Annotated in this window: 30 protein-coding genes and 1 pseudogene; 13 read left to right on the top strand and 18 right to left on the bottom strand. The window is 47.8% G+C overall.

From position 1 onward, the window contains the following. Positions 1-94: 94 nt before the first annotated feature. Both VD907_06220 and VD907_06225 read left to right on the top strand, forming a co-directional pair. Positions 95-553, top strand: coding sequence for a hypothetical protein (locus VD907_06220; GenBank protein ID HYG84441.1), 459 nt, complete (start codon positions 95-97; stop codon positions 551-553). Between the two features lie 31 nt (positions 554-584). Continuing rightward, positions 585-1,004, top strand: coding sequence for a class I SAM-dependent methyltransferase (locus tag VD907_06225; GenBank protein ID HYG84442.1), 420 nt, complete (start codon positions 585-587; stop codon positions 1,002-1,004). Positions 1,005-1,247: 243 nt separating this feature from the next. Here the strand turns inward: VD907_06225 and VD907_06230 are convergent, their stop codons facing one another. From VD907_06230 to VD907_06250, 5 genes are all read right to left on the bottom strand, one after another. After that, a complete protein-coding gene (locus VD907_06230) occupies positions 1,248-1,925 on the bottom strand; it encodes a hypothetical protein (protein HYG84443.1) in 678 nt (225 codons plus the stop codon). Between the two features lie 458 nt (positions 1,926-2,383). Beyond that, positions 2,384-2,776, bottom strand: a complete 393-nt coding sequence (locus tag VD907_06235) for a hypothetical protein (protein HYG84444.1) — start codon at positions 2,774-2,776, stop codon at positions 2,384-2,386. A 933-nt stretch (positions 2,777-3,709) separates the two neighbouring features. Beyond that, positions 3,710-4,180, bottom strand: a complete 471-nt coding sequence (locus tag VD907_06240) for a hypothetical protein (protein HYG84445.1) — start codon at positions 4,178-4,180, stop codon at positions 3,710-3,712. A gap of 126 nt (positions 4,181-4,306) precedes the next feature. Then, positions 4,307-4,678 carry a hypothetical protein gene (locus VD907_06245; protein HYG84446.1) on the bottom strand — a complete coding sequence of 124 codons (372 nt, stop codon included), beginning with the start codon at positions 4,676-4,678 and terminating at the stop codon, positions 4,307-4,309. A 191-nt stretch (positions 4,679-4,869) separates the two neighbouring features. After that, positions 4,870-5,184, bottom strand: coding sequence for a hypothetical protein (locus VD907_06250; protein ID HYG84447.1), 315 nt, complete (start codon positions 5,182-5,184; stop codon positions 4,870-4,872). A 254-nt stretch (positions 5,185-5,438) separates the two neighbouring features. Here VD907_06250 and VD907_06255 point away from each other — a divergent pair, with 254 nt between their 5' ends. Both VD907_06255 and VD907_06260 read left to right on the top strand, forming a co-directional pair. Continuing rightward, positions 5,439-5,810, top strand: a complete 372-nt coding sequence (locus VD907_06255; GenBank protein ID HYG84448.1) for a hypothetical protein — start codon at positions 5,439-5,441, stop codon at positions 5,808-5,810. Positions 5,811-6,259: 449 nt separating this feature from the next. Beyond that, entirely contained in the window at positions 6,260-6,472 is a 213-nt protein-coding gene (locus VD907_06260; protein ID HYG84449.1) for a hypothetical protein, read from the top strand. A 350-nt stretch (positions 6,473-6,822) separates the two neighbouring features. On the opposite strand, the gene VD907_06265 is transcribed toward VD907_06260, so the two are convergent. Next, the gene (locus VD907_06265; protein HYG84450.1) at positions 6,823-7,116 is read right to left on the bottom strand and encodes a hypothetical protein; all 294 of its coding nucleotides are present in this window, start codon (positions 7,114-7,116) and stop codon (positions 6,823-6,825) included. 226 nt (positions 7,117-7,342) lie between these two features. On the opposite strand from VD907_06265, the gene VD907_06270 reads away from it, so the two are divergent. Beyond that, positions 7,343-8,020, top strand: coding sequence for a hypothetical protein (locus tag VD907_06270; protein ID HYG84451.1), 678 nt, complete (start codon positions 7,343-7,345; stop codon positions 8,018-8,020). 394 nt (positions 8,021-8,414) lie between these two features. Here VD907_06270 and VD907_06275 read toward each other — a convergent pair whose 3' ends face one another. The 4 genes from VD907_06275 to VD907_06290 all read right to left on the bottom strand — a co-directional run bounded on the left by VD907_06275 (position 8,415) and on the right by VD907_06290 (position 15,268). Continuing rightward, positions 8,415-11,147 (bottom strand): right-handed parallel beta-helix repeat-containing protein, encoded by a 2,733-nt coding sequence (locus VD907_06275; protein HYG84452.1) that lies wholly within the window; start codon positions 11,145-11,147, stop codon positions 8,415-8,417. A 27-nt stretch (positions 11,148-11,174) separates the two neighbouring features. Next, complete coding sequence (locus VD907_06280) at positions 11,175-13,844, bottom strand: hypothetical protein (protein ID HYG84453.1); 2,670 nt, start codon at positions 13,842-13,844, stop codon at positions 11,175-11,177. 356 nt (positions 13,845-14,200) lie between these two features. Then, a complete protein-coding gene (locus VD907_06285) occupies positions 14,201-14,515 on the bottom strand; it encodes a hypothetical protein (protein ID HYG84454.1) in 315 nt (104 codons plus the stop codon). Between the two features lie 504 nt (positions 14,516-15,019). Next, on the bottom strand, positions 15,020-15,268 hold the full coding sequence (locus tag VD907_06290) for a hypothetical protein (protein HYG84455.1): 249 nt from the start codon (positions 15,266-15,268) through the stop codon (positions 15,020-15,022). Between the two features lie 283 nt (positions 15,269-15,551). Between VD907_06290 and VD907_06295 the strand changes: the two genes are divergently transcribed. Then, the gene (locus VD907_06295) at positions 15,552-16,190 is read left to right on the top strand and encodes a YdcF family protein (protein ID HYG84456.1); all 639 of its coding nucleotides are present in this window, start codon (positions 15,552-15,554) and stop codon (positions 16,188-16,190) included. 269 nt (positions 16,191-16,459) lie between these two features. On the opposite strand, the gene VD907_06300 is transcribed toward VD907_06295, so the two are convergent. Both VD907_06300 and VD907_06305 read right to left on the bottom strand, forming a co-directional pair. Continuing rightward, positions 16,460-16,993 carry a hypothetical protein gene (locus tag VD907_06300; GenBank protein ID HYG84457.1) on the bottom strand — a complete coding sequence of 178 codons (534 nt, stop codon included), beginning with the start codon at positions 16,991-16,993 and terminating at the stop codon, positions 16,460-16,462. A 649-nt stretch (positions 16,994-17,642) separates the two neighbouring features. Beyond that, a complete protein-coding gene (locus VD907_06305; GenBank protein ID HYG84458.1) occupies positions 17,643-17,903 on the bottom strand; it encodes a hypothetical protein in 261 nt (86 codons plus the stop codon). Between the two features lie 336 nt (positions 17,904-18,239). Here VD907_06305 and VD907_06310 point away from each other — a divergent pair, with 336 nt between their 5' ends. The 3 genes from VD907_06310 to VD907_06320 all read left to right on the top strand — a co-directional run bounded on the left by VD907_06310 (position 18,240) and on the right by VD907_06320 (position 19,933). Then, positions 18,240-18,590 (top strand): hypothetical protein, encoded by a 351-nt coding sequence (locus VD907_06310; GenBank protein ID HYG84459.1) that lies wholly within the window; start codon positions 18,240-18,242, stop codon positions 18,588-18,590. 183 nt (positions 18,591-18,773) lie between these two features. Further along, positions 18,774-19,436: a VOC family protein gene (locus VD907_06315; GenBank protein ID HYG84460.1), complete on the top strand. Its 663-nt coding sequence runs from the start codon at positions 18,774-18,776 to the stop codon at positions 19,434-19,436. A gap of 56 nt (positions 19,437-19,492) precedes the next feature. Continuing rightward, entirely contained in the window at positions 19,493-19,933 is a 441-nt protein-coding gene (locus tag VD907_06320; GenBank protein ID HYG84461.1) for a VOC family protein, read from the top strand. Positions 19,934-20,351: 418 nt separating this feature from the next. On the opposite strand, the gene VD907_06325 is transcribed toward VD907_06320, so the two are convergent. Then, entirely contained in the window at positions 20,352-20,789 is a 438-nt protein-coding gene (locus tag VD907_06325; GenBank protein HYG84462.1) for a prepilin-type N-terminal cleavage/methylation domain-containing protein, read from the bottom strand. A gap of 133 nt (positions 20,790-20,922) precedes the next feature. Here VD907_06325 and VD907_06330 point away from each other — a divergent pair, with 133 nt between their 5' ends. Further along, positions 20,923-21,471: a DUF1697 domain-containing protein gene (locus VD907_06330; GenBank protein ID HYG84463.1), complete on the top strand. Its 549-nt coding sequence runs from the start codon at positions 20,923-20,925 to the stop codon at positions 21,469-21,471. An 89-nt stretch (positions 21,472-21,560) separates the two neighbouring features. On the opposite strand, the gene VD907_06335 is transcribed toward VD907_06330, so the two are convergent. Continuing rightward, positions 21,561-21,887, bottom strand: coding sequence for a hypothetical protein (locus VD907_06335; protein HYG84464.1), 327 nt, complete (start codon positions 21,885-21,887; stop codon positions 21,561-21,563). Positions 21,888-22,004: 117 nt separating this feature from the next. Here VD907_06335 and VD907_06340 point away from each other — a divergent pair, with 117 nt between their 5' ends. Next, complete coding sequence (locus tag VD907_06340; protein ID HYG84465.1) at positions 22,005-22,298, top strand: type II toxin-antitoxin system Phd/YefM family antitoxin; 294 nt, start codon at positions 22,005-22,007, stop codon at positions 22,296-22,298. Between the two features lie 187 nt (positions 22,299-22,485). Here the strand turns inward: VD907_06340 and VD907_06345 are convergent, their stop codons facing one another. Beyond that, complete coding sequence (locus VD907_06345) at positions 22,486-23,343, bottom strand: replication-relaxation family protein (protein HYG84466.1); 858 nt, start codon at positions 23,341-23,343, stop codon at positions 22,486-22,488. A gap of 377 nt (positions 23,344-23,720) precedes the next feature. Between VD907_06345 and VD907_06350 the strand changes: the two genes are divergently transcribed. After that, positions 23,721-24,008 carry a hypothetical protein gene (locus tag VD907_06350; protein HYG84467.1) on the top strand — a complete coding sequence of 96 codons (288 nt, stop codon included), beginning with the start codon at positions 23,721-23,723 and terminating at the stop codon, positions 24,006-24,008. Between the two features lie 290 nt (positions 24,009-24,298). Here VD907_06350 and VD907_06355 read toward each other — a convergent pair whose 3' ends face one another. Further along, positions 24,299-24,574 (bottom strand): hypothetical protein, encoded by a 276-nt coding sequence (locus VD907_06355; protein ID HYG84468.1) that lies wholly within the window; start codon positions 24,572-24,574, stop codon positions 24,299-24,301. A 25-nt stretch (positions 24,575-24,599) separates the two neighbouring features. Beyond that, a pseudogene (locus tag VD907_06360) lies at positions 24,600-24,830 on the bottom strand (recombinase family protein). Between the two features lie 212 nt (positions 24,831-25,042). Here VD907_06360 and VD907_06365 point away from each other — a divergent pair. Beyond that, a complete protein-coding gene (locus tag VD907_06365; protein HYG84469.1) occupies positions 25,043-25,450 on the top strand; it encodes a hypothetical protein in 408 nt (135 codons plus the stop codon). 213 nt (positions 25,451-25,663) lie between these two features. Here VD907_06365 and VD907_06370 read toward each other — a convergent pair whose 3' ends face one another. Next, positions 25,664-25,939, bottom strand: a complete 276-nt coding sequence (locus VD907_06370) for a helix-turn-helix transcriptional regulator (protein ID HYG84470.1) — start codon at positions 25,937-25,939, stop codon at positions 25,664-25,666. Positions 25,940-25,965: the final 26 nt, after the last annotated feature.

Here is a 25,965-nt window from a genome sequence, read left to right on the forward strand (position 1 = left end):
TAACCTGGATAGTTATGTTATAGTGCTTATTGCGCTAGATGCTTTACTTCTAGAAGATAGCACCATTTCAATCTAGTTCAACTAGGAGCCTTTGGTGACTGCTCGTCCGAGTGACAATATGTACTTCGATGGAACACAAGGATGGTTTGGGCCGGGTGGCCGCTCAGTATCGTTCAGCCCATCTTCGATGATCCGTATCGACTCTCGATCGCTAATGGTAGCCCTTTTGGCACGTTTCGGGCCTGGAGCGCTCAATCGCGTAGTGTTCATCGACTGGTCGGGCGGAGTGTATGAAGGTCCTTATGCTGGACGCCGATTCGGCGGTTATCTTATCCCTACAAACGAGGCAGCCATGTGGACCGAGCGTCACGCCACTGCGCTCCAGAGTAGCAAGGAAAAGAGCAGGAATAAGTACAACGAGATCCACGAGCGTGGGTATCATAAGGTGACCCTGGAGGTCTCTCCTAGCGCCGAAGGCAAGTGGAAATGGGGGACTGCTTACGATCCGCTACATGACCTTGCTGGCGCTAAGCTCTGGCTTGATCGCCGCTAACGAAGTCTGACTCTGCGACAAAGGAGGGGCCATGGCCGTCTCGCACGAAAAGCTTGTTGAGCTTTTTACTGAAAGGTTTACTCGTGCTACCGTCTATCCTGTAGACATCAAGGAGCAAATGAGTAAACTATCTGGCAAGGAGCGAATCGCCGCTCTCGAAGCAATTCGTCGAGTGGTGATTATCAAGCAAGACCTGCCTTCAAATCTTGTATTCAGTGCGTGGTGGGAAAGCAGGGATAATTACTTCGTGCTTTGTCTTGAGCTATTCGACTACCTCAAGCCTGAAGATAGAGATAGAATGATGCTAGAGATTGTAGATAAACTGAAGTCCAGCGGAGTACTCGCAAGTTCTAAGAGGGTACGAGAGACTGTCGAGCGCATACAGCGCAGTGGCCCGCAAATTACACAGGAGCTCTGCAAAAAGCATAAGCTAGTGAGCTTCCTTAGGTAGTTGCACTTCGGCACCCATTGGTGATATTTCTATCACCAATGGGTGCTTTTACTATGATTTAGAATCCTACATTTTTACACATAACAATTGCTCACTGACGGTATTACGCGCAGACATATACTTTCTTACGCATGAAAAATTTGTACGACCAAGCTTTACCTGTAAATTAACTGAAAGTGAAAACCCCGCAAGCGAGGCCTTCACCCTTTCGGGTTGAAGTTGTTTGCGGGGGTGCCTGATGAATCAGGTGCTGGTCGCCCCGATCGGTTCGTAGCCGAGGGCGATCAGTCGGAGGATGGTGCGACCCAGCGATGCCGGGATCCACGCGTTGTTGTAGAAGGACGAGTTGTTCTGGAGCTTGTCCAGCAAGTCCTTCTGCGTGAACTCCTCGATCTTCCGCTGTTGCGTCCTGATCTCGTCAGCGCTGCTGACGAGAACCATCTTGAGCGTAGCGGGGAAGGGGTGCCACGGCTGGTAGCTGCGGTCGACAAACGGCCAGAACCGCTCGACGATCTCCGCGAAGCGGTAGCCAGACAGTTCGACGAGGTCGGACACGCGACTCCAAGCAACCTTCTCGCCCAGCTCGTGCACACGCGCGAGCTTGGGGATCGGCGTCAGGTGGCCAAGCTGGCCGTTGTTGACCTGCTTGGCGGACTCAAAAGAAATGCCACCCGTCGGGAGCCACGCCCCATCCGTCTTGTCCCACCGGAGAATTCCGAAGGGCTGCTCACCGACCCAGACGACCTTGGACGTCTGGCCGTAAAGAAGTTCGATCTCGATGCGCTGGAGTCCCTCGTGAGCCCCAATGAACCACTGATGGTAGCCCGGGGCGCAGCTAACGCCCTCAAGTACCCACTTGCCGTTCGTGATGAAGTGCGAGGTGCGGTCATTAGCGTAGAAGGTCTTACCGGTTTTACCCATTCGAACCATCTCCAGATGCGGTAAAAGGATACTCTGGCTTGACTACCGCCACCAGTCAGAGTCACCGTGTTATACGATGAGGAAAAGGCGGGTTACTCTTTCCTCAGCGTACAATCCTTGCGCTAGGGTCTAGTTAATATAACTTAATATTAACATAATTTTTTACGTTCGTCAAGCATTTAGCTTGACTACTACACTGACGCTATATTACCCCCGCATTACAATAAATGCATGAAATCTACCATCACGAGTTTAACCAGAAGTTCCTCACTCGCGAAACTTGCTTTGAGCTTCGATCGAAACGCACCAAAAGACAATGCGCGTCAAAGGCAGGGACTAATTGATGGTTTCTATACACTACCTAACTTATTAACGTCAGCATGGCGATCAAATGCATATATTAGCGACCTGTAAAGAATAGCCGCCCCGGAGTAAAACTACGGGGCGTAAACGCTTGTCTATCCAGTTACCTGCTGCCATGTTTCATTATCTGAGTAGCAGCGGTCAAGCAGGGCTTCGTTAAGTCTATCATCTCCGCAGCCATAGGGAACGAGCTTTCTAGGATGGTGAAAACCGGGCAGGCGCAAAAACTCAGCCTCTCGCGTTTCAATCTCCGTGCGCGTAAATGGATGGGCGCGCTCGATTAGTAGCGCAGACATACGATCTCTGCGGCCTTGGTTATTCAACTTATAGGTAATACCCTCAACTTTGCCAAAAAACTCTTCATCTGGGTGCCCAAGCATAAGCTGAGCAAAGGTAGATCGAAGAATCTTTGGTACAAGGCTGTCTCGTATAGCGCGAGCATCCAGCTCGTGAAACATATAGTAGATCGACCCAAAATTCAACGACATAGTCTGACCTCCTAGCGGTCTTGGCAACTACTATAAAATAACACTGTATTAGGCTAAGGTCAAATCTCTTTCATCAGTAATGATCTACTTTCTACCGCTCACGGGTACTATAGCAAGTGAATTGAGCTTAGTTTTGTTCCAAAGAAATCAATAAATAGGAATAGTGTTATGCCTGGTAGGCTATAAGTTCGGATAGATACCCATCTATTTCAAATTTGCATAAAGAGAAGGGGCGCCCCATAAGCGGTACGCCCCGCAACTACCTTAGTTGCTTACGATACTCTATGCCCTGATTACTTATTAGCCGTCGCAGCGCTGAGTTATCGAGGCCAATACAAAAATAGTACTAATTGGTTGCTGTGGGCTTGCACCGATCCTCGATCTCTCCGTCGTACCACGTAGGTCGAAGGAGCAGAACTTCAATAGGCTTAACCCAGCGACCAATCCCTGGTCCTTCTCGCCAACAAAGATCAAACACAAGCGTACAACCTTCATCTTTGCGAGTAATTTCTAGGTACGTCACTGAAGGGACGTCGGGAATCTCAAACGCATTACCACAATCTGTCCTTTTCTGGATGCGGAAGGGGACAGTACCCGTTAGTACGACCTTTAGGATGCCGCTTGCAGAAATCGATGCCTTCATCAGTGCCTCTCTCATAGGGTAGGCTAGGGGATAGTATACCATAAAGAACTGCTAAGAATAGTCAGTAAGAGGTTTCACGTGGGCTGCATTATACAATTTTTTGATGGAGTTTAGAAATTATGTAGATACTACTAGTAAAGGCCTGCACATTCCTAGACGGCTATAGCGTGAAGGTACGGGTAAGAGCGCTATTATTTGCATGTTTCTATCGGGACAAGGCGACTTTATGTGGGAGTCAAAGTTGGAATACGCTTTTTAACAGCGGACAGGGTTCGCCTGTCCGCCTAAGATCACATACTGTCACGCAAGCTGATGGCTACCTGCGTTCCGCGATACAAGCCGGAATCAAGTGCTCTTGCAAGGATACTGATTGGTCTAATTGCAATCAGGAACCTATCACTTTGGTAAGGCTGAACGACGACATCGAAAATAGTAACCGGATCACCTGCTGGACCAAACGTCGCTTTAGAGGTACGAATGGTACGATTCGTCTCGTTAAAGTCGAAATAGCTTTCCCTTGCGATGTGCCAGATATTACGTGCATGCTGCAACAGCCAAAGCGACCTTTGACGTTTGTCGACCGCCTGTAGCAATGTCGACCCAGACTTATCGGAAGATGAATAGCAAGCCTTCACGGTGTAACTAGCCTCTCCGATGAAAAATACGTCGCGACGACGCAGGCTTTCTAGCGCATGTACCACGACAAAATTATCCGGCAATCCACCACTCGGTTGCTCGACACTCGTACCCGGTGTGGGCATAATTTCTCTCCGCTCTAAGTCGAATAGCGCTTAGATAATAACATTTACTACCATCGTTGCAAAGGGAAATAAATATTCTCACGAGTGAACTATCACTCGTGAGAATTAATTAAGGGTTAAGATCGTCTACTTGCCCGATTTAATATCCTCTAATTCCTGGCCGCCCAAAATGATGGTTCGCCAGGTATCGGCGAGCGTTTCATCGGAAGCCTTGCCCTTGATAGCGTGACTAAGGGCGAGAGTCCAGTATGCTATCAAACGCTCGCGATAACCATCCTTTAGAACTCGAAAACCAAAAGGACGGTGATTAATCGGATATTGATACGGTGAGACAAATTCTACTACCATCTCTTCGCCATCCTTGAGCAGTACACGCTCAAGGCAGGTGGGCATTCCCCAACCGCCGGTGTTCTCGTAAAAAGTTATCCTATGGTTATCAGAGAAGCTTACACGCGCAAAGCGGCCCTGCGATTCGACACTAATTACCTTTAGGCCCATGCCACTCACCTTGTCAATAGGGGACACATTATAATATAACTTTTTTCTTTTTATAACAACTAATAATCATTAATAGTTGTTAAGCTCATGGCAAAAAATGAACGGGTATCTAAATAACGGTCTGATTAGGGGTGTCGTTAATTTCAGTGTGGACCCGGTGTGTGCATAAAGCCGGCACACACCGGGATCGTCTAGTAGGGCATGATGGCCTTGCCGACAGTCACCCTCCAGTCGCGGAACCAGATGCAGAAAATGTTTCCGTCAGGAGCCATGATCTCGTAGCATTCATGGTTATCGACACGACTTTCTGCAGCTGCAGCGAGGCGGTCCTGCAAGAAGTCGAAGTCGTCACCGCCTTCATAAATGAATGGGCCATCGGTGACATCATCTCCAGCAATACGGGCCACCCGATAGCCGTGGCGAACAATGGTATAGCGGCTAAGATCATTGGCAGCGAGAAGTTCAAGAAGCTCAGGAAGTTCCGGGAATTTCTTAAGTTCACGCACAAAGTCTCCCAAGGAGGATACTGCTAGGACTTCTTCAGCTCTGAGAGCAGAATAAACTAATTCTATCATAATAAATTAAGATTGCAATTTTAAGGAATGCGAGCATTGATAGTAGGCACAAGCAAGAGTTTGGCACCGGTTTGGTGGTTCAGTGCAGCGAGGTACCAGGAGGGTCGTCTCAAGGTGTAAAATGGCAATCCTAAACGTTATGATAGAATATAAGTATTAGCTCGCCGACCAGGAGAGAAGGTCCAGTGTATCGAGAGAACCGAGCAGGCCTGTGTCCGCTCAATGGTGATAAGTTTGATCAGAGGACGCTCGCCAAGCCGGCGTTACCTGCTGGTGCTGTCAAGGCTCTTTCCGAGCTTGTCGAAGGCAGGACGTACGAACTGCACTTTTGCACCGACCACGGGATTCGCATTGCGCTGCCCCCAGAAAAGGAGACCTGGTACCATGTTGTGCGGTCGGGCATGATCTTTCGCGGTCTTGACAGTGCCGGCAATGCCGTCTTTGATGTGGAGGTAGCGCGGCGCCGAGGCTGGGTTCATGATCTGTGGGAGCTCGGCCTGAAGTCAGATGGTAACACATGGGAACACTATCGCTTCCTCATGCCTGCTTCCGCTTAAGGCGCTGGGCCGTTCTTGGAATATATCTGAGAACGGCTCGTTTAAATTTGCCATTTGAACTTTGCGGAGAATAACTACCTAAGTATTTAAACGCCTTTCAGGGTGTAAAGTGTTGCAAAAAGTTGTATCTCCGTCCTCCAGCGCCTGGATTGGCGCGGAGAGACAGGAGACGCGTGCCGTTCAATGCGAGTCGAGCTTCCCTGCCAGAGCTAAGAAGTGCCTAATCGAACGCCTTCGACCTGGGTAATGCAATTACTCGCTCTCATTTGCTGCTCTGCAGCCGGTTTCCTAGAAGAACAAGCGAGATATGCATGACGCTCCAAGGCTCTTGTATGGATGCACACGCTTACTGTGTGGTCTTAAAGTTATTAGTTAATACCATAGTTTTCAGGCTGGTATGATAGTATGGTTTGGTTGACATTATTTTCGTTACCGTAAAGGACTGAAGCATGAAGGCATTAGTCATTAGCGATGTGAGCGTCGAAACAGCCGGAATGACTAAAATACGTATGTCAGTCGAACAACTACCAGGTAAGTGGGTTACTCGAGAACTTTTTATAGTTCATGACCACCCACTGCGGCTCCAAAAGGGAACTGAAGTTGAGCTGAGGTATGTTGATGCGGGAGATCCCGGTAAAGGCTATGATATTTTCATCGAGTAAGTACCTTCGCATTTAGGTTGTTTTGGCAAACCCCCACACCCAGTGGGGGCTTCTTTTTGATTTGCAAAGTATTATAACTGCTTAAAGTCTTATCCCCGGAATATAGGCATGTTAAAGCAGGGCGTATCTATAATAGGTCGACAATGCATGTTCTATAATGACGCTGAGACTTAGTAGGTCTAACCAAGAGATGAACTAAAGATCTAGGAAAGTGCACTATAGCCGGAGTGAGGGGTTTGATAAGGGCGAAGGAGGCGTTCCCGCGTTACTATTCATATATTGTGTATGCCGGGGATCCAGAATCGCTTCTGAATCCCCGGCAGTAGTGAAGAGCGTTACGGATAAGTTTGTCAGCCCTGACGCTTGTGCACAATCAGTACCGGCTGGCCTTCGTCGGTCGACAGTTGTGCGTCCCAATCTTGGCCGCCATTGACGGCGTTGATGGCATCACAAACCGCTTCCCGAACATCCGGGCTGGTGCCGGGCGGAAAGAGCAAGTATCCCGCAACATTGCTATCGCCCTTACGAGAGACCATATCCCTCTTGACTTGAGCTAGAAAGCCCTGAACTTGACTTTGGAAGTCTTCACTTGATCGGCGCTGGCTCGCAATTTCTTCCGCACTAGGGAAGTCAAAGCTCGGCATGTCTGTTCCTCTCAGAAAACTTTCTAATCTCCGTCTATATAAATATATACTATTATATTTTGTATGCACAGCGAGCTACAGCCGAACACAAAAACCTTCCAGGATTAGGTACTGCCACTAGAAGAGCTACTGTTAAATCGGTTTTGATAACCATATGCAAAAAGCAAACATAGTAAGAATCAAAGCTAACTTGTTAAATAATTAATTAAGCACCATACTTGTAGGCATGGAACGGTCTAATGATGAGTTCTCGCTCTCTCGTCAGCAAGTTTCCGCCCTCAATGCCGTTGATCTTCGGCTTTATGGTGTCGTGCACGGCATCCAGGCAAAAAAGCGCGTGGATCAGATCAGCGAGGGTGATTACCAGAAGCTCAAGGAGGTTGTTGACGCACTAGACGCCCGACGCGGAGACGTGCTGGCGATTGAGCCCACGGGCTTTGTTAGCCTTGATGAACCACCGTCCATTCCAAGTATTATTCCTGTATCTGCTGAGGCAACCCAGGCTCTACCACCGGATGAGTTGCAGCCGCAGCTGCTGGAGCTTCTTGAGGAGGGGCGCTCTGAGCGCGTTATCAATAACCTAGCGTATGTCGCAGCTCGAGCTCTACTGCATCGGGTAGAGGTGCATACCGCTGAAGTTACGGAAAGCGAATGGGAAGCCATCCAGGCGAAAGCCGAGGCATCTTCGACAGATGCGGCTTCTAAAAAAGAGCAGGAACAGGTAGCCCGCAACAGTAAGATGCTGGCCCGGCTCGGGGATATTGCCATTGACATGACGACCGGAAATCGGTCAGGAGATCGATCGGTACTCCTTTACGCCACTGGCGCAGCGCATACTCCACGGTTGAGTGGTCGGCTTGCTGCTGCTGGGGTAAAGTTTAGGTCAACGGTACTAAAGAGCTAGTCGCTGCATTTGCGGTTAGTCGGCCGGTCAGCTCTAGGTTACAATTACTGCCAAGAGCAAGGCTTTCCATTCAAGTAGGTCCGGTGCAGTTCGCTAAGTAACTGCACCGGACCATCCATACGCATGTGGTCTTTAAGTAGAAGCCGGTGCCGCAGTACTTTAACTGAGGCGTCCCATGACATATAGAGCACAACCCTGGTTTGGAGCACCAATGCGCGATAATAGAGGCCACGCACTTGTGCCGCCGAGTTGTCCTGCTGCAATTCAAGGGCAGCCTGCTAATGCGACCGCAAGTCGTTTCGATCTAACAGTAGCAGCAATCCCTAGTGTGGAGAAGGTGAAGTATTACGTGCTATTTGTGTACCTTGACCCTCCTATCGGCGGCCTTGTTGCTTCAGATGAGTTGACGGCGAATGCCGATACGGAGCTGGGCAAGCTCCTGTGGCGAATCGAGAATACACCACGGTTGCAACAAGATATTAAGAAGGCATTGCTTAAGCGCATCATGTCTTGCCAGGGAGTTGTAAGAGTTGGCAATGAGGCGCAATGCTATGCACTTGGGCGCAAAGGCCTTGAGGTTGCCGTTCAGAGCGTAAAGTAGGAAATGCCGGAATGCACTGTAGATAAGTGTATTCCGGCTATTTAATTTGAACTGCCTATTGGTTTGCTTCGTTTCATGCTGCATCATTGTTTCTAAATAGTAGATCCGGTCCCTACCTTTCTTCTCATTTTTGAATTTAAGCTTTCGTAGCTTTATTATTCTTTTTCTAAATAACACCCCGACACCGGCAAGCAACAGTACTCCCGCGAGCGAGGATAGGACTAGTATATTCTGACCAGTGTTAGCCAGTCCGCCCCCTGTATTTGAGGTTGATGCAGCCGAGGGCGCATTTACTGTCACCGATAAAGCGGCTGGCTCTGACTTCATTCCGCTCACATCGGTTACCACATAATTAACGGGTGACGTAATACCAATAAAACTGGCTAGCGCCGTAAAGGCGATCGTGCCATCAGTATTAACGTGCCACGTTCCTTGTCCGTCCACAACAAGATCCTTAACTTCGTTATTAGATGCAGGGTCAATTAAGCGGACACTAGATAGATCAAATCCTGGACTCTCTGTTTCATCATTATCTAACACATTGAATGTCGTGGTCTGGCCGGATGTCGTCGTTGAGTTACTATCGTTAGCGATGGGGTTCACATATGCACTTCTACTAAATTCCGATGTGTTGCCACTAAAATCGGTAGCCGTCACAGATACTACGCCGACAGGTGGAATTGTGCCAGGAAACGTAAGGCCATACGTAGCCTGACCGAGTATATCGGTAGTAACTGTGGTTGAACCGATGTACGTCTGACCTTCTCCATACCCCGATGCGTCTGGACTGCTGTTTAGGTAAAAGTCAAGAATAAAGCCTTGACTAGCTGTGCCGGTATACGTACCTTTTACTTTTACCGAACCTCTGGCGACTGACTGTATGACCGGGAAGTTGATCAGCTTATTTGGACCAGTGTCGCCGTCGCCACTATCGTTCGGGGTGACACCATTTGATCCTAAGTCAATGCCAAGACCAGCATTGTTATAAATAGTATTCATACGGATTCTTACGCTTGCTGTAGTGTCTGTATTGTTACCTCCTACGGCAATCCCCGGACCGCCATTGTCATGTATATGGTTTTCTTGCCCAACAAAGTTTCCGATGGTAACGTTATTCGTATTTGTATCAAGGAGGATCCCGCCAAGTGCGTTGTTAGCAATCGTATTAGCGCGCATTGTTGAGCTTGTCACTGTCTGACCCCTAATACCAATACCATTATTCTGAATGCTGTTGCCATTTAAGGTAAGATTAGTCGCACTGTTCAAAACTACCCCTGCATCGACAGTAGAGTTGATATTGTTATTTGTTACCTGGATAGTCGACGCCCCGCTGATTGATACTCCCGCCCCGTTGTTCGAACTCATTGTATTGCCTCTTATGCTGCCACTGTTCGTAAGTGCTCCAGTCATCAATACACCCGTGTTGCCATTATTTGAAATGTTATTTGCTTGCCCTGTACCGGTTCCGCCAATAGTAATACCGGGTGCATCAGTAGCTAGTATGCCGGTCTGGGCGTTAGCTGTAACCGTATTGCCGTACAGTGTCACTGGGCCAACGAACGTGGGGTTAGCGATAGTGCCTTTCGCAAAACTTATACCGTTCGTGCCATTGCTTTGGATCGTGTTGTTTTCTATTAGCAAGTTCATACTTTGCGCACGAACATCCAAACCATATCCCGTGCTGCCTACTATCTGGTTATTGCGCACAATAGCCCCATTAGTTCCGCTGACATTTACACCATTGCCATTAGTTCTAGCTTGGGTTCCGGTAGGATCAAGCCCGACGATATTATTTTCTATGATCAAGTTATCCATCGGCTGTATGGCCGTAAAAACGCTGGCAGCGCCGTTAGTTATAAGTGCAGCCCCAGTATTAGCGCCTATGACATTATTTGAAACTCTATCTCCGTCTCCACCTTGAGTACCACCAACCGCTCCTATTAGCCGAATACCATTGGCATTAGGCGCAGCTGTCCCATCTGGTTTTAAGCCGATGTAGTTGTATTCAGCCACGAAGTTATCGGGATTCCAAAATTGACCATTATAGGCAGTTCTATTTGCCGCGATCGCCCACCCCTGGGAGTTGGTCAACGAGAGACCACGTATAGTCATGCCCCCGTCTGTTTTGTTTATTCCAAATATTCCAGTCGTTGATGTACTGGCATTCACACCGTTAATCTGTATTTTTAAAGTCAACGGAAAGCTCTCACATACAGATCCAGGCTGGCTACACCCATCAATCATAATTGAGCGCGGTGTTGTCCCAGCACCAAAGCCCAGTGAAGGCAGTGCAGTTGCCGGTGTTATAACATGCGGTCCAGCACCTAGAATGCTAAAGGTGATGGCGTGCGATCCAACAGTAGCGTTCGCATCGGTTATCGCCTGTCGTAATGAGCCCGCGCCAGTGTCATTAGTGTTCGTCACCGTAAAGGTTGCTGCATATGCAGTCTGGGATACGCCTAACACCGCCCAGATCGTAGCTGAGACAAAAGCGAGTATAGAATATGTAGTTAGCTTTTGTTTCATAGACTACGCTATTTAATCGGAGCTCCGTTAGTTGCTTTTAAGTAGTTTTCGAATATTGCGGCCAAATAGCCCAACGATTCCGCCTGCAAGTAGTATGACTACGCCGAGAATAATCCAAAGAATATTTTGGCCGGTATCGGCTAAGCCACCTGACGATGAGCCGTTTGGAGGTGTCGTAGGACCACCAGGACCAGTACCAGGATCAGTAGTGTCAATTGAGGTTAAGGTAGCACAACTGGCATTAAAACTAGGGTCGCTAGGGTTAGCGGTAGGTGTTACTGGACAGTTCATTGGACCTGCACCTATGGCGTTTGCCAAACTTGCATTGCCAAGACTCCCCTGTGGCTTCACTGTAGCGCCGTAGGTAATTGTGGCTGTTTGGCCGGCATTTAGATTACCTGTCCAGTGAAGAGTTAGGCTGGCGTAGCTTACAGTTCCAATCGTTGCTTGGGCATTAGCGCTATCAAAGTCAGCATCGTCAATAACATCAGTCAGATCATCATCTAGAGCAGGAGCACTTGCGCCAGTTAAGTTTACTGCACCGGTATTAGTAACAGTAATTGTATAATTGGCGGTTTCCCCCAGCTTAATGCCATTTGCTGCTGCGGTTGTCTTAACTGCTGTCCAGGCGGCAACTGGCGTACTGGTGACACAATTTGCTTCGTAACCAGGCGTGGCTGGGTTAAAAATTGCAGGATTCGGACAATCAGAGGTAATGAGCGCATTATTTAGCATGGCATCGCCTAGATTATCAGCACCATTTACATCCACCGAGTAGCTCACGGTGACACTATCCCCAGGGCTACCGCTAGCGGCAAGGTCGCCATTCCAGATAACTCGCTTACTCCCAGCATCGTAGGTAATGGTACCCGTTGATGCACTTGCGTCGTTATTATAAGTTGCATCGTCGAGTACGCCAACAAGGTTATCTGCCACTGCAACGCCAGTTGCCGCCGCACCGCCCGTGTTAGTGATCGTGAATTGGTAATCTACCGTGTCACCCGCTTTAGGGTTTGCAGGGCCAACAAGAGTTTTTTGACTTGAAATAACAGGGAGAGGTGAGACCGTCATACATTCTGGGTCAACCGCTGGATTTGCAGTACAGTTAGAACCTGCGCCTGTACCGACGACACTGTTCCTTAGGGTACCGTTACCGGTAACCGGATCATTCATGGTAAATGAATAGGTAATGGTAGCCGTTTGGCCAATGGCCAAGTTCCCATTCCAGTTTATCTCGTTGGATCCATTCCATGAGGCAGTTCCGGTGCCGCCAGAGGTCACATTATTGTTGTATACTGCATCATCCACAACATCACTTAAATCATCAGTGAATGAAAGGCCAGTAAGCGGCGTGGTGCCGACATTTTCGACAGCTACGGTATAGGTGAAGGTTTGGCCAGGGGTAATACTCGTAACTACAGGGCTAACCGTTTTGCGGTAGTGGACTTGTGAAAAGAGAGTGGTAAATTGCTCGAAGCCGCCTTGTATTTCTTGGGTGCCGGTAGCACTCGGCCATTGCACAACTACGGTATATTCATAAGTTGTATTTGGACTAAGGCCGGTAATATTCGCGCTGAAAGATCCCTGCGCTGGGGCACTTTGGATTGGAGTACTCGTAAAGGCTCCGCCTGAACCTGCCACGCGGTAGCGGAAGAAAACGCTAGCGCCGGGGTAATTATCGAGGTAATCACCCCGTAAAGTGGCTGTTGAACCTGTAATACTTGTTGCGGAGGTGGTGGTCGCAGTTACCATCGCACCCGTCATTACTTGACTGGCACCGCCGGTATCACCAACTGCCACAAAGGCATGGCGTGCGGGAGACCATGTAATATCTTTCCATGTATTGTTGTTGACGGCAGGCCTAGCTGTCCAGTTGATGCCGTCTGGTGAGGTCATGATGCGGTTTGTACCGGTGTTACCTACGGCTACAAAAAGACTAAGCTCGGGAGACCAGGCGACGGATCGCCATTGGTTCGCTACAGGAGCGGTGCGCTGTGTCCATGTAATGGCATCCGGCGAGGTCATAATCTTGCCATCTGTTCCGACCACCACATATAAGTTGAGATCCGGGGAATAAGTAAGACCCCACCATGCACCAACAGGAGTCGTTCGTGGGGTCCAGTTAATACCATCGGGGCTGGTCATCACCCCTTGCGTGCCGCCATTTTGTGCTGTTGCCACGAATAGCCCCAGTTCCGAAGACCAGTCTACAAACCAGTATTGGAAGTCTCCAGCGTCTGGGTGCGTCGTCCAGGTAGCACCGCCGTCTGTAGAAGTAGCGACGCGGTTTGCGGGGTTATTATTACAACCAGTTCCACCGATACCACAGCTAATTGCGACTAACATTCCCAGCTCGGGAGACCAAGTAATCGTTTCCCACCACTGTTGGGGTGTAGGTATGGCACCCTCGCTCACCCAGGTAGCCCCATCGGTACTCGAAAAAGTCAGACCGGTTGGCGTGACTGCTACGAACTTACCAATACTTGCTGCCCATACCACGTCGCGAATATTAGTTGCTACAGGCGTAGAATGTGTCGTCCAAGTAATACCGTCTGTCGACCTCATTACGTTATTTGTGGCACCAACGGCTGCAGCCACAAATATATTGAGCTCCGGTGACCAGACTACCGAATTCCATATTGCTGTAGCACTGGCCGTTTGCGGTGTCCATTTGAGGGTAGTGTTAGTGGCTGCCATGGCTGGACCGATAAGGAAAGAGCTGAGTGTGAATGTTGCTACAAGCGCCGTAATTCCTGCAGCGTACCAAGCCTTTGACTTGCGTAATCTCCCTGGGTTTTGCCGGAGTGCTTTTATGGGCAGATATCTGCCGCACACATTAGTTATAAAAAGGTGTAACCGCTCTATTGGTCTGCGCATGTTCTTTATTGCCCTCTCTTATTTTCAGCCCACACTGGCATATAAGCCCTTGTTTCTTATGCTTAGCTTGACTTTAATTATATCATTATTTTTACGAACATAAGCGGTTTATTTTGAGTCATTTTGACGAGCGAAGTAAAGAAACAACTCTTACCGAATGCTCTACAGCTATCCTGTTATGAGTTAAAAACGGTCTTCTTCGTAGCATAAAGTGTTGCTGCGCTTGCCGTAGTTATGAAGCCAGCCGCAATTAATGCTATCTGTATTTGGCTCGTGCCCGTACTAGCAAGCGCACTACACGTAAAGCCAAAATCGAGAGTCATATTGGCAAAGTCGTCATCCGTTCCTTGTCCGCTCACCGCTAGATCAGCTTCATTGATTGGCTCAATAGCAAATGGTCCGATATTTAGTTGTCCAGAACGAACCGGCCAAGCTACTAACCACTTTATCAGGAAATCAAAGCTTGGGGCCGAAAAATGTATTTTAATCATAAATCATGACTATGAGACAGAGCCACGACTGCGGAAAAAGGCTTACACAGGAGACGACTCCGATCTACTTGAATCGGTAGAATATGTGTCATACCTTGATACAAGAGTTTGCACAAGATATGTTTATCTGTAACGAATGGTGATATATCGAAAGAAACTGTGATTAGTATAATTACTGGTAGTGGTCGCATAGGATATGACGAGAAGTAGATTTGTTCTGCTAAAGTTTGAGTAGCCTAGCTTGCGGACTCCTTCTGGCCATCATCGAGCAGTTCACGCATCTCCTCAACATTAACTTCAACCTCATCCTCAAAGGTTATATTCCCGTACTGCCATCCCGGCCATTCAACTTCATGAGCATCCTTAAGTTCTCGAGTGATCGCTAAAAACTATTATAACGGAATAACCTTCTTGATAAAGCCCTGCACCTCCTAAATGGAAATGCAGGGCGAGTACCTCTTAGCTTGCAGTGGAGCTAGCGTTTGCAGTTGGCAAGGGCGTTACCTACTCGGGCTTATTCTCCCGGGCGTCAGCCTGGTCGCGCGCGGCCTTGCTCAGACGGCTTGCCGAGATGCGGCGGGTCTGGCCGCACACCACGCACTCAGTGTAGTAGGAGCGTTCCGGCTGATCGCCGCCGTAGTTGGCGCCGAAGTAGCCGACCCTGATGTCCTGCGGCTCGGCGATCAGTTTCGAGCGGCAACTCGTGCAGTCAAACTCATAGCCGGGGTCGCGTCCTTCAACAACAACCTTCATGATGTCACCTTTTCTCTCGTGCTTGCAAGGTACGTTGGTATAGTAGCTAAAAATAACTTTGACTATAAGCAAATTTTTTTGACTCAATAATTTTTGACCTAATGTGTTCCGCTAAGAGAAACTAAATCGCGTGCACCTTTCGTTTGGTATGCTTGAAACTTAGCTAGTGGAGATTAATTAGGAACCGTCAAAGTCTTTTCCAAAAACTTTTAATTTGTTGCTAGTGGCTAACCGTAATATAGTTAAGTAGACTTGTTGTCACGAATAGAAAGGGCGTTTAGGCATGTTGCCTCGTCAAGATAAAGTACTTCTGCAAATCCTTTGGGACTATCTATCTGAGCAGTCGCCGCTGAGAAAAGCCGATGTTATTATTGCAGGCGGCTGCAAGGATATGAATGTTGCGCGTGAGGCTGCAAGATTGTTCTTGCACGGCTGGGCACCGCGAATCGTGTTTTCGGGAGGCTACAGTAAGAATCTTGCGGCGGTTGAAGCCGATCGGATGGCAGAGATTGCCCTAAGGGCAGGCGTACCTGAAAGCGCGATAATCCGCGAACGAAGCGCACGGCATACCGGTGAAAACATTACCCTGTCGCAAGCGCTTTTGAAAGGCCATACGATCCGTTCGGTTATTCTGGTACATATACCTTACATGACTAAACGCTTTAGGGCTACGGCATTGGCGCAGTGGAAGGGTAAGAAGGTAGATTTCTTTTGTCGCTATCATGAGGCGACGACTTTAGAAAAAGCCCTCGACGAGCTAGGCGACGCATACATTTCCGCTCGGCTTATCGGCAATATTGAACGAGTAGACGCATACACTCGAACGGGTATGCAAGTCGCTCAAACCATTCCGCCAGCAGTCAGAGAAGCTCATGCTCTTTTGGTGGAGCGAGGCTACAAGGGCCATAACAATAAGAAGTGATCTGGCTATGGTGCAGTTTCGTTGTAAACTGCACCTTCAATTTGGCAACTGTTAGGAATGATTACAGCTAAAAGTATTCTATTTACGGTAACGAGTTGAGGGTATGCCTCAGTATAAAGTGGGAGCTCATTAACAGTTTTGTAAGCACACTGGATGCTTGTGGATAAATAAATGAATAGCGTGACGCAGTAAGATAAAGTTCATCTTACTGCGTCACGCTGTAATTTTAAGTTGGGGCAGGACTTAGCTGAAGCGTCGTGTCTATCTGGCTACGGCATGACCGTAGCGGCAATGCCCACCTTTAGCAGGCCATCAAGCAGTGCTTTCATTCTACTCTTCGGGTTACCGCTAACGTCGAAAGCGAGCGTTGAGGAGCCAGTGTACAAGCCTGGCGAGCTAAGACCTTCAACTCGAGTAAGGCGATTGCTTGCGTGCATTTGTTGCTCCGCAGTATGTCCTCCCAGCAGCACAAGCGAAACGCGGAACTTACCCGAACCCTTCTCAATACTTTGAATAACACCGCTGTAGTCGGCCGTTACCGATAAAACGTCGCGAAGCGCGCTGAGAAGAGGAAATTCTTTTCCTTCGATGGCGTCAGCCTTGCCATTATCTGCTAGAACCAACAAGTGATTTGCTTGACATGCAAGAGCGCTTAGTGCGTTGCCCCCGAGCCTTCGCCTGAGTAGCCCATCGAGGCTCTCAATCTGTGAGGCGTCAAGATGGCCACGTAGCGCATAGTCGGTCTTTCGGCGATCTTTTCTGGGAAGAGGAAAGATTGCCACCACATTGCCCACTTTGGACATTGGTACTCCTTCTCATGAGAGGCGAACGCGTTTACTATATGCTGCTTGAGCCTAATAGTCAAATTACCGCTTTTTGATTTGGGTATTCGAGTGGCGCAACTACATTCCCGACCGCCTACGCGCATATGGTTGCATAGTTTTGTAATAGGATTTTTTGGGGGTTTTATAGCAAGGCTCCAGCAGTTGCCTCGCTTGACACCGAAGTACTGTAGCGTATACTAATAAGCGCATTACGTTCGCACGCAATCTATCCACGATTTGTAGGGAGCGCATTATTATGGCTAACGCCACTGACCCTTCGTACCTGATAGGTTCGCCCAACTGGCCCGGTGCAAGCGAAGGGGAAGCACCCGGCAGTAAGGCGGCTGAAACGACCGACGAGCCGACGCGCTACGCGACTGACCCCGACTTCACCAAGGTTCCCGGCAACCTGCGGTAACATCTGAATCCTCGCATCCGACTAGTTGTATGCTAGCCGGGTGCGAGGATATTTTTTTGTTTAATAGCAGACTATAATTTGATGAACATGATGAGATTGGTAAAAAATCTAGTAGCAGTTCAAGAGCTTCGCTCACTTGACCGAGAGTCGAGATGCGGCGAAGGGGTATTAAATTAAAGAGCCTCGTCATAACATGACGAGGCTCGTTTATCACCTTGGATTCAGGCGCCTAAGAATAAATCTGGCAAGTTCCGAGGCCTCTTCTTCCTCATTGCTTAAAGGCGGAGACGCAGTCATCGAAAGGTACTCATCTGCCATGATCCGGAGTGTAATTGGGGTTTCGTTTGGATTGTCAACTGCGACAAAATAGTAAGCCTGGAAATATGCCTCAGCACCACGCGCGGCCGTAGCAGGCAGCGCGCGGATCTCTTCAGCTTTCCGCGCATTGGCAAGCAGTTCATCAACGGTCACGATACTCTCCTCAGATCGGGAAGGATAAAGACATTATATAACAGAAATCAATGAAGCCACATTTAATAACTAGGAAAGGGTTGATTGTCAGATTACGCAGGCAGCATTTCCAAAGATTAAGGCATTGACTTGTATATACCTCACCATGTTTTATGCCATTATTCTCAATTAAGTAATTATATGTATCTATTCAAGGCCTTGTTGGGATCGGCTCTGTTGCATTGAGAAAATGCGTTAGCAAGGGGGGGAGCTAATTTTTAGTAAATGCATATTGACATTATAGTATAGTAATATTATAATATATAAGTTATCACTGTCCACTGAGAGGTGCTCGTGATGGAAGCACACGTGTGCACCGGTCCTTTCATGATCCATTCGTTCTTCGACCCTGACACCCAAAAGATCGTACGAGCAGTAAATCTGTTCTTCGACATGATGGAGGAGCGAGACGATCGAATTCTGCTGGCTGTCAGCACGGGGACGACCCGCCGCAGTCAGAAGGTTTGGTTCAACGCTACCGAGATTCGGGAGCGTATGCCAGAAGGGACTTACGAATGGCTTATCGACTCCGAAGGCGAACCGGCCAGCTTCATCTTCACTGAAGGTGTGGATGGCATCCAGATCGAGGGTTTGGGCCATTTGAACGGCGCCGTTATTGTCTGGAGAGTAGGCCCGCTATCCATCTAGTTCCCCGTCCGCAAAAAGCCCAAGTCCTGCGACCTGTAACGCAGGAAGCTCGCTTTTTTCGGGCGGGCTTTTCGTGCTACGCTCTTAGTGCTCACGCAATTGTCGTTATTCACATGCGCAGCCGCTAAAAGAAAGGCATATATCTCTTGACATGAAACCATATGGTTATATATACTATGTGTTATGAGCAAAGATGCAGTATTTAAAGCATTAGCCGATCCAACCAGAAGGCTTATTTTAGATGAGTTCACTGAACGTGAAGAACAAACTCTGTACGAGCTGACGGTTCGGCTGGCTATGAAGCACAAGCTAACTATGTCGCGGCCAGCGATTGTGAAGCACGTCGGTATCTTAGAGAGCGCAGGGCTGCTTCGGTCTGAGCGTCGCGGGAAGTATCGCTTTCTAATTCTAAACAATAAACCAACGATCAAAATGCAGCCGTCTAAACCAGCCCGAATAAAAATTATTCTGACGAGTATTTTTGTTGACGACCAAGATAAGGCGCTCGAATTCTATACTGAAAAGCTTGGTTTCATTAAAAAATATAACACCTCCATGGGAGAACATAAGTGGATAACGGTCGTTTCACCGGACGATCCTGAGGGAACCGAGCTCCTGCTTGAGCCAAGTGAAAACCAGGCTATCCAGGATTACAAAAGGGGCCTTTCAGAAGAGGGCATTCCGGCGGCCATGTTTGGTGTCAGCAATATTGACGATGAATACCAACGGCTCACTGCGCTGGGTGTGGAATTTGTGGTGAAGCCGACGCAGATGGATAGCGTTAAAATCGCGATACTCGATGACACCTGCGGCAACCTGATTCAGCTAATAGAAAGGAAAGGGTAAGCCTACCATGTAATCGGTTAGCACACCCAAGTAAATAATAAGATAAGGAGATAATTATGGGAAAAATGACAACCTATATTACTTTTGTAAACGACAAAGCTGGTAAAGCTGAAGAAGCGGTCAAGTTTTATGTTTCAGTATTTAAAAACTCGAAGCTCGACAGTCTTCTTCACTACAAAGAAGGTGAATACGGCGGCGACAAGGGTATGGTGAAATTTGCACAATTTACCCTGAATGGTCAAGAGTTTTTCGCCTCTGAAAACAACGAACAGCACGTGTGGAACGCTTCGCCAGCAGTGTCAATTTTCGTTGAATGCGATAGCGTTGAAGAAATTGATGAGCTGTACGAAAAACTATCTGAAGGCGGCGATCTAATGCTTCCTTTGGACGATTACGGCTTTAGTGAAAAATACGCCTGGTTTAACGACAAATATGGCACATCATGGCAGCTAAACGTCGGAAAAATGAACCTTGCATCTGAAGCGTCGGAGGTATAGTCGCGTTACGTATGGACTAGAAGCTTGCTACGGCAGATAATTTTAAATTGCCACCTGAACAGAAACCTGGAGTCAATGATTCCAGGTTTCTTTTTAGGTCAATAAAATGGCCCGAACACGATTTTTGGTCCGGGCCGTTCGCAGCTAGCCGTTAGGACTAAGTAGCGAACCGGTAGTTACCGGTCGTCTCTACGACAGACGAAGTTACTTGGAGGCAGACTTCCAGCTGTGAAGTAGTTATGAACCACGCCACGTGCACAGCGGTTACTGCCGAAGAGATAGACTGAATGGTAGCCTTCGACGCCAAACCACCGAGAACCTGGCAATTGCCTGGCAACATTACGGCCTTCTGAAGGTGTCGTTCCCGTATCGTAAACTCCATTCGTCAGCAGAATTGGCGGCGCACAGTGAGGATAAATTACAGGCCAGTAGCACCGATGTGGGTTTCAATCTGATTGGTTACCTCACTTCTCCAAAGCAGTCGGTACTTTGCGCATTGGCCATTGACACAAGAATTGACGGTATAATATCCATACTGACTGATGGTGGGGGAGGTAACATTGAAGATCCCGGGTGTGGCTCTACCCGGCGGAGTCACGAGGCCGTCCTTAACACTCGGCATATTAGCGGCACGCCATGAACTACTGCTCAGTTGTGAAAATAAAGGATAAAAGCCATTGTCGCTATGATACACTTCAAGCTGCTGCGCTAGCTGTCTTATATCTGTTCGGCGTTCAGTATCGCGGGCACTTGCTTGTATGCCGTTAAAGGCGGTCATGGTGATGACGGCAAGGATACTGATTACCACGATGACAATTAGTAGCTCGACGATCGTAAAACCTTTATACTTGCCCATATGCCCCCAAAGTAAATATTGTTATTACAACTTTAGCGTAAGCTTGTTTGGTGTGCAAGGTTGTGCTTTTGGTCGACAAAGCTTTGCGGGAACGAAGCATCGATAAGCATGCGGGTCTCCTGGCAAGATAGCGATGAGTACGATATTCTTAGTAGTAATGAGAGAATATGCAATATTTTTACGCGGCGTGAATGTGGGAGGGATTCGTGTACCGATGAACGAGCTGCGGCAGTGTCTGCAAAGTTTGCCGGTTCAGGATATAAAAACCTATTTACAATCGGGGAATGTCACCCTTTCGTCAAACCTAGCGAGTGGGGAACTTAAAGAAGGTGTTGAAAAAGCTTTGACCGAACGATTTAAGTATTCGGCCCATGTTCTCATTTTTCTAAAAGAAAAGCTCGCTTCGGTTGTGGCGGCCTGGCCATTTGGCGATGCCACCGATAAGCATCGCTATGCAATCTTCTGCGGCTCGCAAGCAACGGTAGAGGAATTGGTGCACTATGCGAGTGAGCTCGATCCTTCGGTCGAGCGCATAGCTGCTGGTGATCAGGTAGTGTACTGGCAGGCGCCAAAAGGAAGCGATAGTAACACCGTGTTTAATAAGATAATTTCTAAGTCAAGATACAAAGCTATTACTACGAACAGGAATTTAAATACTATTGAGAAGATGATAGCCCGGTGAGGGCCTAACTAGTAAGCAGACAGGAGCTATATTAATCTTGTGGTAATGAGAAGGACCGGCAATGCCGGCCCTATCCTCCCAGAGATAACTCAACGGATCTCTTCTACGACCCACTTCGACCACTTGTGGTTGGTCGGGTCGCCGACCCAGCCTTCGATGAAAAGTCGTCCGTCTTCGGCCTCGATGCGGTACACGGCGTGGATCTCGGCGATGAGTTCACCGCCTTCGTGCACCTCGAAGCGCTTCTCGTCCTCGAAGCACCGCAGCGTTCCGAGGAACCCCTCGACGTCTTCCTTCCTGCTCGACGGTACCGCTGAGGCTACTCCGGGGTAGAGGTGGTAAAGGGTCACTAAGACCTCTTTACCCTCCCAGTCGGGGCAGGGCTCGGCAATGCTGTCCAGGATGTCCTGCTCCACAGCCACTCCCTTTTTGGGTAGGAATTATTATACTATAACCCTTAATATAAGTATTGTCAACAAACTCAATAGCGCTACAGTAAAAAGTATGGAATGCTGTCATGCTACAATAAATACATGACCGAGCGATACGGTATTGCAGAAGCACGTAATAAATTGTCTAAGCTCGTCGATGAAGTAGAGCAGATGCATACTAGGCACCGCATTACGAAGCATGGTGCCGATGCCGCAGTTCTTATGTCTGTTCATGATCTGGAATCAGTCGTAACAACAGTCGAGATTTATAGCCTATGGGCGGAAAAACCATCACTCCGTGAACAGTTTGAGCAAGCACTTGAAGATGTGAAGCACGGGCGTCTCTCTCCAATCGAAGACCTCATGAAAAAGCTAGATGCACGACTGCAGCAGTAAGAGTAGAGAAGATTTAAAAATTCCATACTAGGGATCCGCTTCTAGCCTTACGGCACTGAAGCCTCGTTTGACTCCCGCTTATCGGTGAATGATAAGCGGGATTTTTATACCTCAATGCTTTTGAAACCGGAGCTCCTATGTGGCGGGTTCTTTTGAAAGTGGATACAGATGATTTATAAGTAGTGACTTACAGATCTTCTAACCGTACTGCCTTTCGATCTTCAAAACTATCCAATGTCTCGTCAATTGGTAACCATACTTTACCGAGGGAATTGGAAGTAAATAAATTGCCTAGTATAGTCGTCGCAAATTCCACTTCTTCGTATGAGCTGCGTACCTCCTTCGTAAGTCGCTTCCGCAGTCGCTTGTGGATGCTACTGTTTTCGACAATCATTAGAACGGTGGGGAGAGTGGTAGCTGGCCGTTCGCTACTTCCGGCATATTCCAAATATTTCTTAATTCGTCGTACAAGCACAAAGAAGGGCTGGCTATCTGCGAAAATATTTAAAAAGTACTCTTTACGCTCCTCGGCACTTTCAATATAGAAATACGCGTCAGGGAGTGGCTGTGGGAGGTCCTCAAGTTCTTGGGACTTCAGGTCTATTTTAGAGAAGAAAGTGAGCCGGTTGCCGTAGAGCTCATGTAACGCAAGAAAGACATTCACAATATTTAGACAGTGTTGAATAAAGTCTTCAGACACGTGCTTGGCTTTATAGAGGTGGACAACAAAAAGTGGTGAGGCGGTATTTATATTTTCTGCGCTCAGTACCGCCCGGGCACCGTATGGCAGTAGGTAATAGGCTGCAGGTTTGCCTCTTAGCTTATACGATTTATCATAACGCTTTGCAATATATCCCTGATCCTCGAGTATTTTCAAACGGTTTTGAATAGATTTGCTGTGTGGCTTTTGCTGGTACTTCGCTACCTGCGCGCTACTGGCAAATCTAAATCTATAAAGTAAACGTAAAACAGCAAACTGTTCTTTATTTAGCTTTCTTCGGTACTTTGGTCCTGTTTTCTCTGAGCTAGTTATTATGATTAAAATCTGCCATTAGAGTCTTTCTCTATATATGTATATATAATAAGAGAGGATAATGCAATATTTAAATAACAGATTATAGCGACAAAAGATAGGTTGGGTATCGATGGATTATTTGTTAAGACAAGAATAAATCTTACTACCGATAAGTCTGGCTATTTTATGTTGCACAACTATTGGAAAGCATCTTGGTATTGACTAGGCTGCACATGATTACTTCTAGCTTCTTAGACAATAATAAAATAATAGTATATAATTTATACGTTACGGTGTTCATCCCGAATGGAGCTTATTGTGAAGACGTTGGTCCTTGGATTTATCAGCGAACTCACTCCAACGGGAAGGATCAATCAAAAGGAGGCAAGGTCGCATATCGAAGTGTTTTGGAACGTTTTCTAGATCCAGAGCTGCTGCGTAAGTCTGGATATGACAAGCTAAAGATTGTGACCGGTGGCGCAGACCATTCAGTGTCAGCAATTGTTCGCGAAGTTGCTGCAAAGCTGAACATTCCTTGTTTGGTCGGTGATGGCTGGGGAGTCGTCGGCTCTCACTTTTACAGGGCATGTGATATTGTGGCCCAATACGGCGATACGGGCGATTCCTGGTGTAAGCAGCAGGAAGAAGACTTTCGCCGCACGAAGCCTGAGAACCCCTTCCACCTTCTGTTTTAAGCGCAAAGACCAAAGGGAGTAACCGTGCATCCTGGTGAGGTGCCATTTGTCCAGTCGTCGTGCGTAATCCAGGACTGTTAGGGTAAGCACTGTTCGCTAGCGGATGGAGAAGGCGAAGGCTTCTGGAGTACCGTCACTAAACGTTGTCGAGGAACTATTTCGTTTGATCTAGGGGTAACGACAACTAGTGCCAGGAATTGCTGCCACAAAAGGCGTCGGTGATCCCGGCGCCTTTCTATTTCTGCATGAATTGCCTATCAAACTCTTTTGAAAACTCTAACTGCATCCGGCTATCGCTTTAATTTTTGAAAGTGATTAGTAAGTTCGTCGGTAGACTTGACGCTAGTGGTGTTACCCTCAGTCAAATCCTTTTCACTCTCTCGGATTGCATTCATCAGATAGCCAGACGGCTCTGGGGTCGGCTCAATAGTGATTCCTTTGTTTAGAATTTGCATTGCCGACATTCGCATAAGATCACCAATAGTAATGCCATTTTTCTTGGCCATCTCCTGCAGGCGGTCTTTAATATCCGCGGCAGTCATCAAACCCCCTGACGTTAGTGGCATAATCATAAAACTATTCCTCGATCAGTAGGTTGTTTGTTAGCTCAATAAGCTGCTTAAAGCGACCCAATTGGTCTAACCGCCATACGACCGGCATCTCCTCGCGTAAGTGATCAAGCGCTTTGGCTAGTCCTTTGCGATCAACTTTAGACCCACTAGCTGTGCCACTGAATACTTTCTCGCAGCCTGCTTTTAAGAGCGCCTCATTTTGTAAATCTAATGCTTGATCGATAGTCGAGACGGGCGTAACCAATATCATATACCTCAAAGCTCATATAAATGTAAAGTTTATGGATATTGTTTTATAGACGAGTTTATGGACAAACATTTAAGGAGAAGGCAATTTTAGATGGATGATATATGAGATATGTCTATAAAACGAAGGTTTTTGAGACAAATAGCATAGAAGATCTTGACGAATTTCAGATATATGTAGTATTATGAAATTGTATCTCTACGAACGGAGTAAGCATGTACGGGAATTTCAGATCCGCAGTTCTTGACGAGTACATCACATGGCTGAAGGGCTACATGAACCAGGGGGGTGTTCCTACCCACTATCACGACTTTTCTTTCTTGCAATTTGGCCGAGTTGTGTGCGTCACGGGGATGTTTGGTCTGGAAAATGAGCGTCCCCCCCTTCATATCATTGTGGAGGCGAACGGAAAGCTTGACCCCCGCAAGAGTGATGTGGGTCACCACACCCTACTCTACTTGTCGAAGTACGAGAGTGAAGACAGGAAGGGCAGCCCGGCGCTCCATGTGCCCATCTTTAACGATGACGCATTCCTCTCCATCCGGGGCATCGATCCCCACATCAAACGCTTGGTGGCGAAGAATTCCGCTGGCTCCAGCGGAAGAGAGCGTTACAGGCGCTGAATCGAGTCCTCCGGAACGACCCCGAGGCATCCCGTTGTCTGCGTGAAATGCTCAGTGAGAGCCTCGCAGATAGCGGGGTTTTCACTTTATAAGGCCTTTGGTGTCCTAAATACGGTGGTTTTAGAGACAAAAATAACCGCCTGTTACGGCTATTGCCACTTCGCTTTTAGTGGTCATTAACGTACCGTAGCGTTTTTATCTTATCATGCAGCTCTAGTGAGTGCCAACGAGCTTCAGCTCCTTGCCAAGCGCGCTCGCAACTTTGCTGACAGTTTCAAGCGTTGGGTTTGAGGTGCCGCTCTCAATTCGTGCGACAACCATACGGCTCACGCCTGCACGCTCTGCAAGTTCCGTCTGTGTAAGCTTCTTGCTGAGGCGTGCTTTGATGATCTCGCGTGCAAGCTGATACTCGGGCTCAAGGGCATCATACGCTGCTTTGTACTCAGGGTCTTTGAGTAGTTCTTTCTTGTGTTCTTTCCAGGTTGTCATAATCACTTCTCCTGATTGAAGTGTAA

This window comes from Verrucomicrobiia bacterium, from assembly GCA_035629335.1.
Classification (GTDB): Bacteria; Patescibacteriota; Saccharimonadia; order Saccharimonadales; family Saccharimonadaceae; genus DASUUR01.